This is a genomic window from Brevefilum fermentans (genome assembly GCF_900184705.1).
GTDB lineage: Bacteria > Chloroflexota > Anaerolineae > Anaerolineales > Anaerolineaceae > Brevifilum > Brevifilum fermentans.
Genome location: NZ_LT859958.1, coordinates 2,217,276 through 2,232,120, shown reverse-complemented (window position 1 = coordinate 2,232,120; position 14,845 = coordinate 2,217,276). Strand labels below are relative to the sequence as shown.

10 protein-coding genes are annotated in these 14,845 nt (G+C 51.3%); 5 read left to right on the top strand and 5 right to left on the bottom strand.

Translation table 11 applies throughout. The annotated features are described in order from the left end of the window. Positions 1-124 precede the first annotated feature (124 nt). From CFX1CAM_RS09705 to trpS, 3 genes are all read right to left on the bottom strand, one after another. The gene (locus CFX1CAM_RS09705; protein ID WP_197687124.1) at positions 125-2,560 is read right to left on the bottom strand and encodes a glycoside hydrolase family 3 C-terminal domain-containing protein; all 2,436 of its coding nucleotides are present in this window, start codon (positions 2,558-2,560) and stop codon (positions 125-127) included. Between the two features lie 79 nt (positions 2,561-2,639). Continuing rightward, entirely contained in the window at positions 2,640-3,488 is an 849-nt protein-coding gene (locus CFX1CAM_RS09700; RefSeq protein ID WP_087862836.1) for an alpha/beta fold hydrolase, read from the bottom strand. Positions 3,489-4,004: 516 nt separating this feature from the next. Then, positions 4,005-4,997: a tryptophan--tRNA ligase gene (gene trpS / locus CFX1CAM_RS09695; RefSeq protein WP_087862835.1), complete on the bottom strand. Its 993-nt coding sequence runs from the start codon at positions 4,995-4,997 to the stop codon at positions 4,005-4,007. A 240-nt stretch (positions 4,998-5,237) separates the two neighbouring features. On the opposite strand from trpS, the gene CFX1CAM_RS09690 reads away from it, so the two are divergent. Beyond that, positions 5,238-6,044, top strand: a complete 807-nt coding sequence (locus tag CFX1CAM_RS09690; protein ID WP_197687123.1) for an HAD-IIA family hydrolase — start codon at positions 5,238-5,240, stop codon at positions 6,042-6,044. 87 nt (positions 6,045-6,131) lie between these two features. Continuing rightward, positions 6,132-6,911: a biotin--[acetyl-CoA-carboxylase] ligase gene (locus tag CFX1CAM_RS09685; protein WP_157891837.1), complete on the top strand. Its 780-nt coding sequence runs from the start codon at positions 6,132-6,134 to the stop codon at positions 6,909-6,911. Between the two features lie 59 nt (positions 6,912-6,970). Here the strand turns inward: CFX1CAM_RS09685 and gyrA are convergent, their stop codons facing one another. Next, complete coding sequence (gyrA, locus tag CFX1CAM_RS09680) at positions 6,971-9,424, bottom strand: DNA gyrase subunit A (protein ID WP_087862833.1); 2,454 nt, start codon at positions 9,422-9,424, stop codon at positions 6,971-6,973. A 548-nt stretch (positions 9,425-9,972) separates the two neighbouring features. Between gyrA and CFX1CAM_RS09675 the strand changes: the two genes are divergently transcribed. Together CFX1CAM_RS09675 and CFX1CAM_RS09670 are read left to right on the top strand one after the other, a co-directional pair. Beyond that, complete coding sequence (locus tag CFX1CAM_RS09675) at positions 9,973-11,322, top strand: MFS transporter (RefSeq protein WP_087862832.1); 1,350 nt, start codon at positions 9,973-9,975, stop codon at positions 11,320-11,322. After that, entirely contained in the window at positions 11,315-12,598 is a 1,284-nt protein-coding gene (locus CFX1CAM_RS09670) for a hypothetical protein (protein ID WP_087862831.1), read from the top strand. The genes CFX1CAM_RS09675 and CFX1CAM_RS09670 overlap by 8 nt, the downstream gene beginning before the upstream one ends. Before the next feature lie 6 nt (positions 12,599-12,604). Here CFX1CAM_RS09670 and CFX1CAM_RS09665 read toward each other — a convergent pair whose 3' ends face one another. Next, positions 12,605-13,363, bottom strand: a complete 759-nt coding sequence (locus CFX1CAM_RS09665; protein ID WP_087862830.1) for a PIG-L deacetylase family protein — start codon at positions 13,361-13,363, stop codon at positions 12,605-12,607. Between the two features lie 219 nt (positions 13,364-13,582). Here CFX1CAM_RS09665 and CFX1CAM_RS09660 point away from each other — a divergent pair, with 219 nt between their 5' ends. Continuing rightward, positions 13,583-14,809: a DegT/DnrJ/EryC1/StrS family aminotransferase gene (locus CFX1CAM_RS09660; protein WP_157891836.1), complete on the top strand. Its 1,227-nt coding sequence runs from the start codon at positions 13,583-13,585 to the stop codon at positions 14,807-14,809. Positions 14,810-14,845: the final 36 nt, after the last annotated feature.

Here is a 14,845-nt window from a genome sequence, read left to right as displayed (position 1 = left end):
CGGTTTAGACAGGAATTATAACATTGCAATCGATTAACGCTGGCGTAAACACTTTAACCAGCGAAGAAATCCTTCCTTGTCGGCACATTTACCGGATTTGGTTAACTTTTTAAAAACAATCCCATCAGGATTTAAGTTGTTTTTGTCCTTGAACCAGTTTAATCAAACCTTTGATGAAACGGCGGTTGATCATCAATATCAAACCATCCATCATCGTTTGATTCAGCTTATCGCCGCCAAACATCAAAATTGTGCGCAAGGGGGCATCCAACATCATGGCAGTGATCATCAGCGTGTTGGGGCTATCGGGATTGTCCTCAGACATGGCTTCGATTTCTTTTTGAACGACTTTCTTCAATTGCCTGGCGACAAAGGAGTGTTGTAAATCCGCCAGGGGGGTATTGATTGTGGCTGGCTCACGTTCACTGATGGTGTTGTTGGGTGTGGGGCGTCCCAGCAGCGCTTCAAAATCAGCCCGGGCAATGCGTGCATCAGAAGGGAAGTTGACATATGCGGGTACACGATCACGTTCCGGGATCGGAGCTGGCGTTTGTGTGGCCGTTAACTGAACTGTGCCTTCCAAATGGATCTCGCGTGAAGAGGAGCCCACCAGGATGCGGTAGTTTCCAGGTTCAACCTGCCAATCGTTGAGGGCGGTGCTGAAGTGAGCAAAGGCGCGACGACCGAGGGTGATGTTCACTTCCCTGGCTTCCCCGGGTTGCAGTGCAACCTTTTCAAAGCCCTTCAACTCCATTTTCGGGCGAAAGGCGGTTGGCGATTCGGGGTTGATGTAAACCTGGACAACCTCTTTGCCTGCCCTGGCGCCTGTATTGCGCACGGTCAAGCGGACGGTCAGGGTCTCCTGGTCGGTCAGGGTTGAATGGCTGAGGCGCAGGTCTTCGTAGGCAAAGGTGGTATAGCTCAGACCATGCCCGAAGGGGAACAGGACGGGTTTGTCAACCGTTTCGAAAAATCGGTAACCGACAAACAGGCTTTCGCGATATTCCACGGTTTTCGGTCCGCCCGGGAAGTACGCATGAGAGGGATGATCTTCCAGCCGCAGGGGGAAGGTCTCGGCTAATTTACCGCTCGGGTTGACAAGACCATAAAGAACATCTGCCAAGCCGCCGCCCCCCGCCTGACCGCCCAGGTAGCCTTCCAGGATGGCTTCAACCTGGTCGACCCAGGGCATTTCCACCGGGGAGCCGTTGCTGAGCACGACCACAACTTTATCGTGAATAGCGCATACCGCTTCCACCAACCGGTTATGACTTTCTGGCAGCTTGAGGTGACCTCGATCCATTCCTTCAACTTCGAAGGAGTCGGGCAAACCGATGTGGACGACAACGATATCAGCAGTTTGCGCCAATTGAACCGCTTCATTCAGCAGATTCGCATCAAAGATCAACCCCTGCCCTGGATATCCGGGCGCATATGCAATGTTTTCAGAGCCAGCAATTTTGACCATCTCATCATGCAGGTTATCGAGCCGCAAAGGGTTGATCAACGAACTGCCAGCACCCTGGTAGCGGGGCTGTTTCGCAAAGCTCCCCAACAGCGCAATCCGGGCTGTTTTTTCCAGCGGAAGAATTTCCCCAGCATTCTTAAGCAACACCGAGCCTTCTGCAGCCACCCGGCGAGCCAGGGCATGGTGGGCATCCTGGTCAAAGCGGTCATCTTCAGCAAAGACAGGTTGGGCTTTAAATACCATCTCCAGGATGCGTTCTACGGCCTGATCCAGTACGGCGATATCCAGCTCACCGCTGCGAACGGCTTCTACAATACGGGCATCATTGGCATCAGCCGGGCCGGGCATTTCCAGTTCCAGTCCAGATTCAAGCGCCGCTACACGCGCATTCATTGCGCCCCAATCGGTCATGACCAGGCCGTGAAATCCCCATCTTTTTCTGAGGATTTCGTTCAAGAGCAGCGGGTTTTCGCAGCAATAAGTCCCATTCAGCCGGTTGTAAGCGCCCATGATGGTCCAGGGCTGCGTTTCACGAACGGCAATTTCAAACCCGGCCAGGTAGATTTCGTGCAGGGCACGCGTGTCGATGACCGCGTCAACGGTCATGCGTCGATATTCCTGGTTGTTGGTTGCAAAGTGCTTCAGCGAAGTCCCGACCCCCTGGCTTTGAACACCGAGAATATGGCTCTTCGCGATTTCACCTGAAAGAAAGGGGTCTTCAGAGAAATATTCAAAGTTGCGCCCGCACAGGGGAGAACGCTTGATGTTGGCTCCTGGACCGAGGAGCACAAGTACGCGTTCCTGCCGGCATTCTTCGCCTAAGGCAATGCCCACCTGTTGCACCAGTTCGCGATCCCAGGTCGCTGCCAGCGCTGACGCGGTTGGAAAGCAGGTCGCCGGGTAGCTCTCTGACAGGCCGCCCATATCGTTGACTTCAACCTGTTTGCGCAAGCCGTGAGGTCCGTCAGTGACCATGATCGAGGGAATCCCCAGGCGTTCAACAGGCTTTGTGTACCACAGGTTCAACCCCGAGCACAGGGAGGCTTTTTCCTCTAAGGTCATCTCAGCAATCAGTTGTTGGATGTTGGGCATAATCAGCTCCTTAAACTTCTAAATCATGATCAAACGAATTTTAATTGACACATTCTTAATATATTACACGAACTCCAGCTCAGGTGTAGATTTCGGATAAAAACTTGCGCAGGGCTTGGATATAACCTTCAAACCGGGTGCGGCGAACGTCATGGCTGGCGCCAGAGAGGTGACAAAGGCGAACGTCCCTGGCGGCAGTTTTTACCGCCTCGGCTACCTCCTGAGAGACGATTGCGCCAGCCTCCCGGTCACCCATGATCAGCAGTATGGGTGAGTCAATTCTGGATAGAGGTTCAATAGGGATGCCGCCGTTTAAGTCTAAGATGGTAAAAAGGCTGGCGAGCAAATCTTTACTGAGGCTTCTTTTTGAATTGACCCAGGGCAGAATTTCGTCTTCATGGTAATTCGAAAATATCCGGCGCCCGATCGAAACGCCGACAGAAAGGGGCATCATTCGGATGAATCGCATGAAGACCATCATATATTTGAAGGGGTCCCTTCCCTTTCCAGCCAGGTCACCGCCGAAAATGGGTTGACCGGGTAAAAAGATGGGCGGGTCTTCAAGAAAGACCCCCCTTGTCAGTTCAGGATACAGCCCTGCCATGGTTAATGCGGCTTCCGCTCCCATCGAATGCCCGCCTATAACAGGCCGATCCAGCCCTAAAGCCCTGATCACAGCGGCTAAATCCTCCGCCCGGCTGCGAGATGAATAATCTCCCTGTCCGTTATCTGAATGCCCGTGACCGCGGGCATCGAGCATCAGTACGTCATAATCGTTTTCCAATGCTTTTGCAACCCGGGTCCAACACAGGCCGTCATCCATGGCGCCATGGTTGAGCACCACCTGGGGTTTATTTCCGCCCGTGCGATAATAAAAAATATTAATGTCGTTGGCGTAAATATCGCCTTGATTCCATGTTTGCCTCATTGTGCCTGCCTTTCATGCCTGTGTCTGTTCAAACCCACATCATGCACGGTTTGACCGCAAAGTTGCGCCCAGAGCCTTACCCGAATTTCTGGAGATGGTCTCAATCGACAGAGGTCCGGGCGTGGTTAAATTCTCCTGCTTTGATATTATAGCAAGGTTTTCCAACATGCTGGCAATTGTTGTGCGGTTTGCGAGATCGCTTCTGTTAAGTTAAAAGATAAGGTTACCAAAGGATCGTCCATCTTCTATTGAAACGTGTCAATGCTATTGATAGAAGTGGCGTTTTCAGACATCCTTGGACGCCAAAGTTTGTTAATGTTGGTTTCAAGTCTTTCAGGATGTTACCATAAACCGGCGCGGATCACCGCTCTCCCTGTTGGGAGAGGGTGTTGTATTCATCATTGCGAAGAATGTTTACGAAACCCCAGTGGATGAGTGCACTGAAAAAACTAAAAAAACCGGCAGCGGGGAAACCCGGCTGCCGGTTAATTTTTCTTGATTTCTTGTCCCCAAATTTTAATCGATTCCTGTCGCCTTGCGGACGGCAGCAAGGTAAGGTTGTCCCATGCGTCGTGCTTTTTGAGCGCCCTGAGCCAGGACATCGTCAATATAGCCGCGATTGTTCATCAGGTCAGCAAAACTCTGGCGTGCGTCAGCGAAATGCGCCAGGATCAAATTGGCTAATTCCTTCTTGAGATCACCGTAAGCAGCGCCGCCGTGCACATAGAGCTGGCGGATTTCCTCCAGGCGTTCAGGGCTGGCAAAGAAACTCAACAGGGTAAACAGGGTGCTGTCGTGCGGGTCTTTGGGGTCTTCGGGGCGCTTGCTGTCTGTGACGATCCGCATCACCTGCTTGCGGACTTCTTTTTCAGGTGCGAAGATCGGGATGGTGTTATTGTAGCTCTTACTCATTTTCTGACCGTCGATGCCGGGCACTTTCATCACATTCTCCTGGATGATGCCCTCTGGAACCTTGAGTACCGGTCCGTAGGTCCGGTTGAAGGCTTCTGCAATGTCACGGGTGATCTCGATGTGCTGTTTTTGATCCAGTCCGACCGGGACCACATCAGAACCGTACAGGAGGATATCCGCAGCCATCAAGACGGGATAGTTGAAAAGACCGGCGTTGACGCCCTCATCAGGATCCCTGCCCAGGGAGAGGTTCTCATCCACTGCAGCTTTGTAAGCATGGGCGCGGTTGAGCAAACCTTTGGAGGTGAAACAAGACAGGACCCAGGTTAACTCGGGGATTTCGGGAACATCGGATTGGCGGAAAAAGATAGCTTCATCCGGGTCAAGCCCGAGAGCTAACCAGCCTGCTGCCACCTCGTAAACCAGTTCCCGCAGTGTTTCCGGGTCGTGCATGATGGTCAGGGCGTGGTAATCGGCAACAAAGTAAATGCCCTGATAAGTTTTCATCAGGTCAAGTGCTGGGCGGTACATACCCAGGTAGTTTCCGATATGGGGTTTGCCGGTGGGCTTGATGCCGGTTAATGAAATGGGTTTCATTTCTCTACCTTTCAGGGTTTATCGACTTCTTAAGGGCTTGCTGAATTATTATAGCCGATTTGAAGACAGGTTTCCATGTTTCAGCCCCTGGTTTGATTGTTATTTTCGTGTTTTGTCCCCCAGTGTCATTGCCAGCAGGGTCTTTTAACCTTTATTCCGGATGATTTGTCCCCAAAAAAGGCAAGTCGGGCTATGATTATGGTTGTTAAAATTTGTCATGGCTAAAGAGGATACGGACCAATGGAATCGATGGAAAAATTACGCCATATCCGCTGCTTTTTAATGGATATGGATGGCACCATTTACCTGGGAAATCAACTATTACCAGGCGCACAGAGTTGGCTCGATTTATTAAATGAAAATGGAATCCCATATTATTTCTTGACCAATAATTCCTCGCGTTCGCGGGTTGAATATACTGAGAAATTCACCCGTTTGGGATTGGATGTGCCCCAGGAACAGATTTTCACCTCTGGCGAAGCGACCGCCATTTATTTACATCAGCATTTTGCGGATGCCGCGTTATACGTGGTTGGGACGCCGGCTTTAATGACCGAATTTGAGCGAAATGGCTTCGAGCTGACCGATAACGATCCGGATGTGGCTGTGCTGGGCTTTGATACCACGCTGACCTACGACAAGTTGTGGAAATTGTGTGTCCTGGTGACTGCTGGAAAGCCCTATATTGCCACCCATCCGGATATCAACTGCCCCACGGAAGACGGGTTTAAACCGGACGTCGGTTCGATGATCGAGCTGGTGGCGACCTCAACCGGCAGGCGACCGGATGTGATCATCGGCAAACCCAACCGTCCCATTGTGGATGCCCTGGTTCAAAAGACCGGTTTTGCAGTTGAGGAACACTGCATGATTGGCGACCGATTGTATACCGATATTGCGCTGGGACGTTGGGGAATGACCACGGCATTGGTGCTGAGCGGCGAGACCCAGGTTGAAGACCTGACCCGCTCGGAATATCAACCCGATATCCTCGCTGCCGATATTGCCAAGATGACGGAATTGCTGAAAAAAGCTCTGAAAGGATAAAAACTATTTTATACCAAACACAGCACGCCGATTTTGTTGCCTTTTGGCGCCCTGGTGATTGTTGTGATGGCTCTAAGAAAACATCCTATGACCTCGATTGATACTGTCGGAAGTTATCTGGATCAGATGGATATCCCTGCCTGGCGCTTTTTCCCAATGGTAGGATCCACCAATGACATGGCTTTAAATTGGGCTAAACAAGGGGCGCCTGATTGGACCCTGGTTGTGGCAGATGCACAAACCACCGGTAGGGGGCGGGCTGGACGGCATTGGATTACCGAGCCGGGTTGTGCCCTGGCGTTCAGCCTGGTTTTCAGGCTTTCGCCCGACGAGGTCGCATATTATGCGCGCCTGGCTGCCCTGGGCGGATTGGGGTTGATTTATGCGCTGGAAGGTCTGGGATTAAGGGGGTCGTTAAAATGGCCCAACGATGTTTTGCTGTCTGGTGCCAAGGTGGGTGGTGTGCTGGTTGAATCGAGCTGGCTGGCTGATCAACTGGAGGCAGCCGTGATTGGCATCGGAGTCAATGTGTCCTTTGGGTCGGTCCCACCGGCAGAGGAATTACGGTACCCGGCGATCGATATCCAATCTGCCCTGGGGGAGCCGGTCGACCGCTGGTCTCTGCTTGCTCAGATTGTGCATGGGTTGCGGAAATATCGGAATATACTGGCGGAAGACGCGTTTGTTGCGGCTTGCAATCAATATTTATCCTGGCGGGATGAATGGGTTAGATTTCAGCGACCCGGTGAACAGCCGCAAAGGGTGCGGATCATTGGGATCATGTCAGACGGACGGCTTTCGGTTGAGACCCAGGACGACAGAAAATTCGATGTGCTGAATGGCGAGATTATAATGCGAGATGATTAATCGCGGCTGATGATTAAGAAAACACTCCGCAAGCCGATTAAAGCGTGCGGGGTGTTCGTTTATTCTTTAGAGGTCAAGTCAGGAATACGCGCCAGCGCGGCAACCGTGTCACCTTCTTCCAATTGCATGACCTTGACGCCACGGGTCGCTCGACCCTGAATGGAAATATCTGCGACTGCAAAGCGAATCACGATCCCATGACTGGAGATGATTGAGATATCGTCTTTTTCTTTGACGACGCGTGCTTCGGCGATTTTCCCAATAATTTTATGAGCGTTTTTATTAATGGTGGCAATCCCCATTGTACCGCGCCCTTTGGGTGAGTATTCTTTCAATGGCGTGCGCTTGCCAAAGCCTTTTTCAGTCACGACCAGTAGATAGCCGTCTGGCTCAACCACTTCCAGATCTGCCATGGCATCCCCGGGGCGCATGCGGATGCCGATCACACCCTTGGCGGTTCGACCCATTACACGTATTTCAGTTTCGGAATAGCGTAATGCAGACCCATCACGGGTGACAAAGATCAGCTCGTCTTTTCCGCTGGTCAGGTTGACCCAGCCCAACTGGTCGTCCTCTTCCAGTGAGATGGCGATCAAACCGGAGGGGCGCACAGCCTGGAATTGAGATAATTCAACACGCTTGACCCGACCTTGCCGGGTGGCCATGGTGCAGTAGGCTGCTGCTTCAAAACTTACCACCGGCACGACAGCGGTAATTTTTTCGTTAGCGCCAATGTTAATGATGTTATTGATTGCGATTCCCCGCCCGGTGCGGCTCTCTTCGGGGAGCTGCCAGACTTTTTCAGAATAGACCTTGCCTTTATCAGAGAAAAACAGCAATGTGCTCAGGGTGTGACAACGCAGGAAGAACTTCACTTCGTCCTCAGCCCGCATGGATTGCCCGATGACGCCCCGACCGCCCCGCGCCTGGGAGCGGTAGGTGTTCTCTGACACGCGTTTGACATAACCTTTTTGAGTGATGCTGACGAAGACCTCTTCCTTTTTGACCAATGATTCTTCAGAAAGGTCACTGGTGGCGTCAGGCGCAATTAGTGTGCGGCGCTCATCGCCATAGTTTTTTGCAATCTCATCCAAATCGGCGCTGATGATATCAAGGATCTTCTTGGGATTAGCCAGCAAGTCCTCCAGGTAGGCGATCAGGTCCATGACTTCCTTGTGCTCATCCATGATTTTCTGACGTTCCAGGGCGGCAAGCCGGCGTAATTGCATATCCAGAATCGCTTGAGATTGAATTTCCGACAGGTTGAAGCGTGTCATCAAGCGCTCTTTGGCTATATCGGCATCTTCAGATTCGCGAATGGTTTGGATTACATCATCAAGGTTCGCCAGAGCAATCAACAGGCCATCCAGGATGTGCGCCCGGTGTTTTGCCTTATTAAGTTCATATTCCGAGCGGCGTGTGATTACTTCCTGACGGTGTTCCAGGTAGGCTTGCAAAGCGCGTTTCAGGGTTAGTAAGCGGGGTTCGCCATCGATCAGCGCCAGGATTTGTGCGCCAAAGGTCGATTGCAGGGGTGTGTATTTGTAAAGTTGGTTAAGCACCCGTTTGGGCTGTGAGTTTTTCTTCAGCTCGATCACGATCCGCATGCCATTTCGATCGGATTCGTCGCGCATATCGGAGATAGAATCCAGGCGGCCTTCACGGACGAGTTCGGCAATGCGCTCAATCAGCGTGGTTTTGTTGAGTTGGTAGGGAATCTCGGTAATCTTGATGGTATAACGACCACCGCTAACCTCTTCGATGGTGGCAGTACCGCGCATCACAATGCGTCCTCGCCCGGTGCTATACGCCTGGCGGATACCCTCATCGCCCACGATAATGCCTCCGGTAGGAAAGTCAGGACCTGGCAGGAATTGCATTAAATCTTCGACACTGACCTCGTCCATGTCATCGTAGTGATCAATCAGGTAATTGAGTGCGTTTACAAGTTCCACCAGGTTATGCGGTGGGACGTTGGTTGCCATGCCCACGGCAATACCAGAAGACCCATTTAACAGCAGGTTGGGAAGCCGGGCTGGCAGGACCTCGGGCTCCTGCAAGGAACCATCAAAGTTTTCGACAAAATTAACGGTCTCTTTATCGAGGTCAATCAACAGTTCTTCAGCCATCTTCGTCAGGCGTGCTTCGGTATACCGCATGGCTGCGGGAGAGTCGCCATCAATGGAACCGAAATTACCCTGACCATCAACCAGCGTGTAACGTAAAGAAAAATCCTGAGCCATGCGAGCCATGGCATCATAAACCGCCATATCACCATGGGGATGGTATTTGCCGAGGACCTCGCCGACAATTCGAGCGGATTTTTTGTACGCGGTAGAAGAACGGATGCCCATATCGCGCATGGCGTAGAGAATTCTGCGGTGCACCGGCTTGAGACCATCCCTGACATCCGGCAGTGCACGGGCGACGATGACGCTCATCGCATAATCGAGGTAAGCCTCGCGCATTTCATTGTCGATATCCACCTGTTGAACGCTACCAATTTCAGACATTGTTTAAGATCCTTGTGGGTTTATTGGGTCCATCTATTCGTTAAAAAGCACCTCCGGCATACGCAAAAGGAGGCGCTTGGCGATCTTGCATAACGGTTTTATTATACTCCAGAATGCTGATTTTGGTTGAGATTTACCAGATTAAAATTCAGGCATTAAATGAAGCGAGAACCAGGAGCTGAGTAACTCCCAGGCACAATGTTGAACTACAGAAGGACTTGTTTTTTTGTTTGAGAAACAAAAGGCATCATGTTGCTGGTGGACTTCGTATAGCTTAAAAACATAAATTTTCAACTTATCCAGTTTTGATTTAAAAATGAGGGAGACTGTTGAAACGAAACAACTGAATAATATCGATTTGCCATCAACCTTTTGCCTTTAAAGCCTGCTTTTCGGGATGGAGCTACCCAAATTGCGGTGAGCGCCGATCGCGTCGTCAAATTGCGAATTCTGGTATTCTAATTTTTAAAAATCCACTGACAGGGGCAAATAACCTCAACTTATAATTTATAATAAGGCAAGAATCATCAAACAAAAGGAGCCCTGCCATGAAACCCAAGAACGCTGACCATTTATCCCTCAGGTACAAAATATTGTACAGTTCTGCATCGATCGGTTTGAACATTTTGTCCATAACGATTTCTACCTGGCTATTATATTTTTATTCTCCGCCGGTGGATTCGGGCAGGACAATTTTCCTGCCCATTGGGGTGGTCGGTGCAATCATGACCATCATCAGCCTGTATGACGCCTTGATTGATCCGTTCATTGGGCATTGGAGCGACAATTTGCGCTCGAAAATGGGTCGACGCAGGCCTTTCATCCTGTTTTCGCTGCCCTTTATTGCCATCAGCATGGTTTTACTCTGGATGCCGCCGGGGGGCAGCACCTGGTTGGTGGCTGGCTACCTGACACTGATCATGCTGGTTTACAGCTCATCCTTCAGCCTGGCGGGCATCCCCTATGATGCGACCATGGCCGAACTGGCAGAGAATAATGCTGAACGCATTTCTCTTTCCAGCTGGAAAAGCGTGTTTGGCATCATCGGGGTGATGGCGGGTTCTTTGCTGATTGCTCCTTTGTTTGAGAGCAAAGGCGCCTTGTACATGGGGATCGTGACTGCGGTGGTTGGATTTGTGACGATCCTGCTGTCTGTGCCGGCTATCCGCGAAACCCGCAAACCCGTCGGCGAGCAGATAGACGTGATCGAGGGTTTGAAACATACATTGAAAAACAAGCCGTTTCAATCGATGCTCCTTTCGACCTTGCTGGTGCATATAGCATATGCCATGATCACCGCCAACCTGCCCTACTTTGTAACCCTGGTGATCGGGGCATCTGAGGGGGATGTGGGCCTCTATCTGGGGGTGGTGGTGATCTTGATGGTGTTGACCACGCCCGTATGGAACTGGCTGGGAAAGAAGTATTCCAATGCGAAGGTGATGCGCTGGAGTATGGTGTTGCTGGCGGTCTTTGCCTCTTCGAATTTATTAGTCGGCCAGGTAGGATTGATCCCAGCCCCCATTCTGGCTTATGCCACACTGGGATTGATCGGACCTTTCCTTGGGGGATACCTGATTCTGGCTTACAGCATGATGGGCAATGTGGTCGATTATGACGAATACCTCACCAATCGCCGCCGCGAAGCGATTTTCTACGGGGCTTTTTCCCTGGCAGTTGGCATCGGGCCTTCGATTGCAGCCATCCTGCTCCCTTTCTTGTTGAACACCTTTGGATACACCGCCAGCAACCCCCTGGGCGTCCGTCTGGTTTTCCCTGTGATTTCACTGGTTGTCTTACTCGGGCTGCTTGCCTTCTGCGGTTACAACCTGGGAGATTCGATCGAGGAAACCAAACACAACCTGGGCCTGGTTGAAAAGGAGGAGAACAATGTCTGAAACAGGTTCGCTCAAAGTAGGCTTTGTCCGACAAATTATCAACCCGCCCACGGGTATTCTGACGATCGGCTTTGGAGATCGCTTCAAAGGCAACCGGGGCGTACACGATGATCTGACCGCCACAGCCATGGTGTTGGCGCTGGGCGATCAGCAGGTGGGGATCGTTGCCCTGGACCTGCTGGCGGTCCACGAAGACTTTACCCGTGAGCTGGAAAACTTCTGCGGTATCCCGTTATTGTTGTGTTGTGCCCACACGCACTCAGCACCGATGAGCTTTTCGAGCAACCCACTACGGACCAAGGTGAAGCGCTACGCTGAAACCTTGCGGGAAAAGATTATCCTGGCGGTCGATCAAGCCCGGGGTCAATTACAACCCGCCAGCCTGTTTTGGGGTGAGGGAAACGTTGATATCGCGGTTAATCGCCGGGAGCGCCTGCCAGACGGGAGGGTTGAGATTGGGGTCAACCCGGATGGCCCGGTTGACAGGCGGGTTGCCGTTATCGAAGCCCGGTCTGAGGAGGGCGAGGTGTTGGGTCGGGTGATCAACATGCAATGTCATGCCACGGTGATGGGACCTGAAAACTTGCTGGTGTCTGCGGATTGGGTGGGCGCGATGCGGCGTCAGCTCGAGGACGCGAGCGGTGGTCTGACGGTGTATATCCAGGGAGCAACCGGTGATTTAAACCCGAAATTGAACGTTGGGAATGATTTTGAAAACATCAGTCGATTGGGAGGGGAAGCTTATGGCTCAATCTCTGAAATACTCACCCGTCTGCAATATATACAGGTGGACCGCTTAACTCACCTGCGTTCAGACGTTATGATCCCGCTGCAAGGGACGGAGGGCATGAAAAAACCCGCCAAAACGTATCGAGAGGTAGCAAAAACCGTCGGTTTGCCTCCCTTTCTGGCTGATATTGCCCTGGAGTTCCTCTATCCCTGGAAGACAAGGTTAGAGCTGTACCAGGGCGCCTGGGCATTCCCGATCCAGGAGAACCTACTGGACCTGGGCGGGCTGGTGCTGATGAGCATGGGCATGGAGGTATTCAACCAGATCGGTCAGGAAGCCAGGTGCTTTTTTGAGGGGAAAGCAGCGGTGTTTGGCAGCCTGGTTAATAGCTGTTATGGTTACCTGCCTACCCGGGCGGAATATGAACTCGGCGGTTATGAAGTGGATATGAGCTGGAAAATTTACCGTATGCCCGGGCCAATGCCAGCCAATGCCGATCAACTTGCCCTGGAGGGGCTGGAACGACTGAAAACAAAGCTTGATTGACGCGCTTTAAAAGCGAAAGGCATCACTGATCCCGTGCAGGAGTTCGGGCGGCATAATTTTAAGAGCTTCACCGTATTCAAAGGACTCTTCGCGCGCCAGGTAACGCGCATAAAGTGAAGTACGTGCGATCAGCATTTCTAAATCTGATTCGGTAAACTGCGCTGTATAGCAGCGCAGGGCAGCATTTTTCTTTTCCAACGTCGAACCGATATCAACGATTGTGTTGGGGTAGGAAGTGTTGTGAAAAACAACAGCCTGCAGCGGGTGAGGTTGGTAATCTGCATCGACATCCAGGTCGCTGGTCAGGCGCGTAAATGTGTATAATATTGCGGCTTCAGCGCTCGCTCTGGCTGTCAACAGGTGGTCATTATGAGCTTCGTACAGCATCCAGGGGTCGAGGCTGAAAAGCAGGTCGGGTTTAAGCAAACGGATATACTTGATAATCTCCCTGCGTAAAGAAAAATAGCTGTAATCGCCTGCGTCAGGATAGTCAAGGCGGTACTGGTGCTTCACACCAATGATTTTTCCGGCGCGCTCCTGTTCCGCTTTGACCTGCTGGACCGCTTCGTGTGCATCCCAGTCGTCATGGATGATCCCTACCAGGTCATCGGTGACGGTTAAATAGATCACTTCAGCCCCATTCTCTGACAGGCGTGCCAGTGTACCCCCGGCAGATATATCATTATCATCATAGTGGGGTTGTACCGCCAGAACACGTCTGGCTGCGAAAATATCCGGTATTTCAACGCCAAATTGCTTAAACATGAATGCCCTCCCAGGATATTATCTGAAATGAGTTATATCAAAGGATCATTTGCACCTATTATAAGCGAAAATTAACGGGCATCTTTTTTTATTTATGAAGCGGGTGATCAGATGACTTTAGTTTTGGAGATGAAACAAATCCTATCATGCGACTGCCCGGCGAATAGTGGTAACATAATACCGAAGCAGTCAATCAAAACCGGAAAAACGAGAGGAACTATGGAAAAACTTGCACTACTTGGAGGAGATCCCCTGAAAACGAAACCATTTCCAGAATGGCCGCAATATGATGAACACGAGCAAGAAGCGTTGCTTGAGGTGCTGGAAAGCGGTGCATGGTGGCGTACCCCGGGCTCACGCACGAAAGCATTTGAGGAAGCCTTCGCTGCTTATCACGACGCACGCTATGGCATTGCCTGCACCAATGGCACTGCAGCCATTGAAATTATGATATCCGCCTTGGGGATTGGACTGGGCGATGAAGTCATCGTACCTGATTTCACCTTTGTGGCGACCGCCTCAGCCGTCCTGCTGCACGGTGCGCTACCTGTTTTCGTGGATGTCGATCGGGATACCTACTGCATCAACCCGCAAAAAGTGAAAGCCGCGATAACGGAGCGGACCAGGGCGATTATTGCAGTGCACCTGGCCGGTCATCCTGCAGATTTGGATGCCTTACAAGAAATTGCTGATCAATACGGATTACATTTACTTGAAGATTGCGCACACGCGCATGGCAGTGAATGGAAAGGGAAAAAAGTCGGTGCCTTCGGAAAAGCTGGCACATTCAGTTTTCAACAGAGCAAATTGATGACCGCCGGGGAGGGCGGCATCCTGTTGACCAACGACCCGGAACTGGAAATTCTTTTACGGTCAGTTCATGATTGTGGGCGCATGCCGGGTGAGTGGTTTTATTCTCATTTCATCAACGGTGGAAATTATCGCTTAAGTGAGTGGCAGGGTGCGATTTTAAATCAGCAATTGAGCAGATTTGATTCTCAGGCAAGGGTGCGCAGTGCAAATGCGAGTTTTTTGAACGAAAATTTAAAAATGATTGAAGGCATTACTCCGCAATTTTATGATCCCCGCGTGACGCGCAACGGACATTATTGCTATATCTTCACCTACGAGCCGGAATGCTTTGATGGCTTACCAACGCAAACGTTTATCCAGGCGCTGGAGGCGGAAGGCATTCCCACACAAGCCAGCTACCCGCCACTGCACGCCCTGGATGTGTTCACCAGCGGGGAATACCTGAAACGCTTGCTTCCAGAGCACGCCGCGGCTCAGAAACCCTTCAGAGACGAAGATTTCCCTGTGACCGAGGTCGGCTTTAGAAATACGGTCTGGTTGCTGCACCGTACGCTATTGGGCGATGAGCAGGACGCGCAAGAGATTGTCGATGCAGTGAGGAAAATTCAACGCCAGGCAAAGAGCATTCGGTAAAGCTGGATTGGCGAATGAGGTTGATTGACGCATGAA

Coding starts and splice junctions, on each gene's coding strand:
- CFX1CAM_RS09705 (WP_197687124.1), bottom strand. CDS start 2,560: ATGCCCAACATCCAACAACTGATTGCTGAGATGACCTTAGAGGAAAAA.
- CFX1CAM_RS09700 (WP_087862836.1), bottom strand. CDS start 3,488: ATGAGGCAAACATGGAATCAAGGCGATATTTACGCCAACGACATTAAT.
- trpS (WP_087862835.1), bottom strand. CDS start 4,997: ATGAAACCCATTTCATTAACCGGCATCAAGCCCACCGGCAAACCCCAT.
- CFX1CAM_RS09690 (WP_197687123.1), top strand. CDS start 5,238: ATGGAATCGATGGAAAAATTACGCCATATCCGCTGCTTTTTAATGGAT.
- CFX1CAM_RS09685 (WP_157891837.1), top strand. CDS start 6,132: ATGACCTCGATTGATACTGTCGGAAGTTATCTGGATCAGATGGATATC.
- gyrA (WP_087862833.1), bottom strand. CDS start 9,424: ATGTCTGAAATTGGTAGCGTTCAACAGGTGGATATCGACAATGAAATG.
- CFX1CAM_RS09675 (WP_087862832.1), top strand. CDS start 9,973: ATGAAACCCAAGAACGCTGACCATTTATCCCTCAGGTACAAAATATTG.
- CFX1CAM_RS09670 (WP_087862831.1), top strand. CDS start 11,315: ATGTCTGAAACAGGTTCGCTCAAAGTAGGCTTTGTCCGACAAATTATC.
- CFX1CAM_RS09665 (WP_087862830.1), bottom strand. CDS start 13,363: ATGTTTAAGCAATTTGGCGTTGAAATACCGGATATTTTCGCAGCCAGA.
- CFX1CAM_RS09660 (WP_157891836.1), top strand. CDS start 13,583: ATGGAAAAACTTGCACTACTTGGAGGAGATCCCCTGAAAACGAAACCA.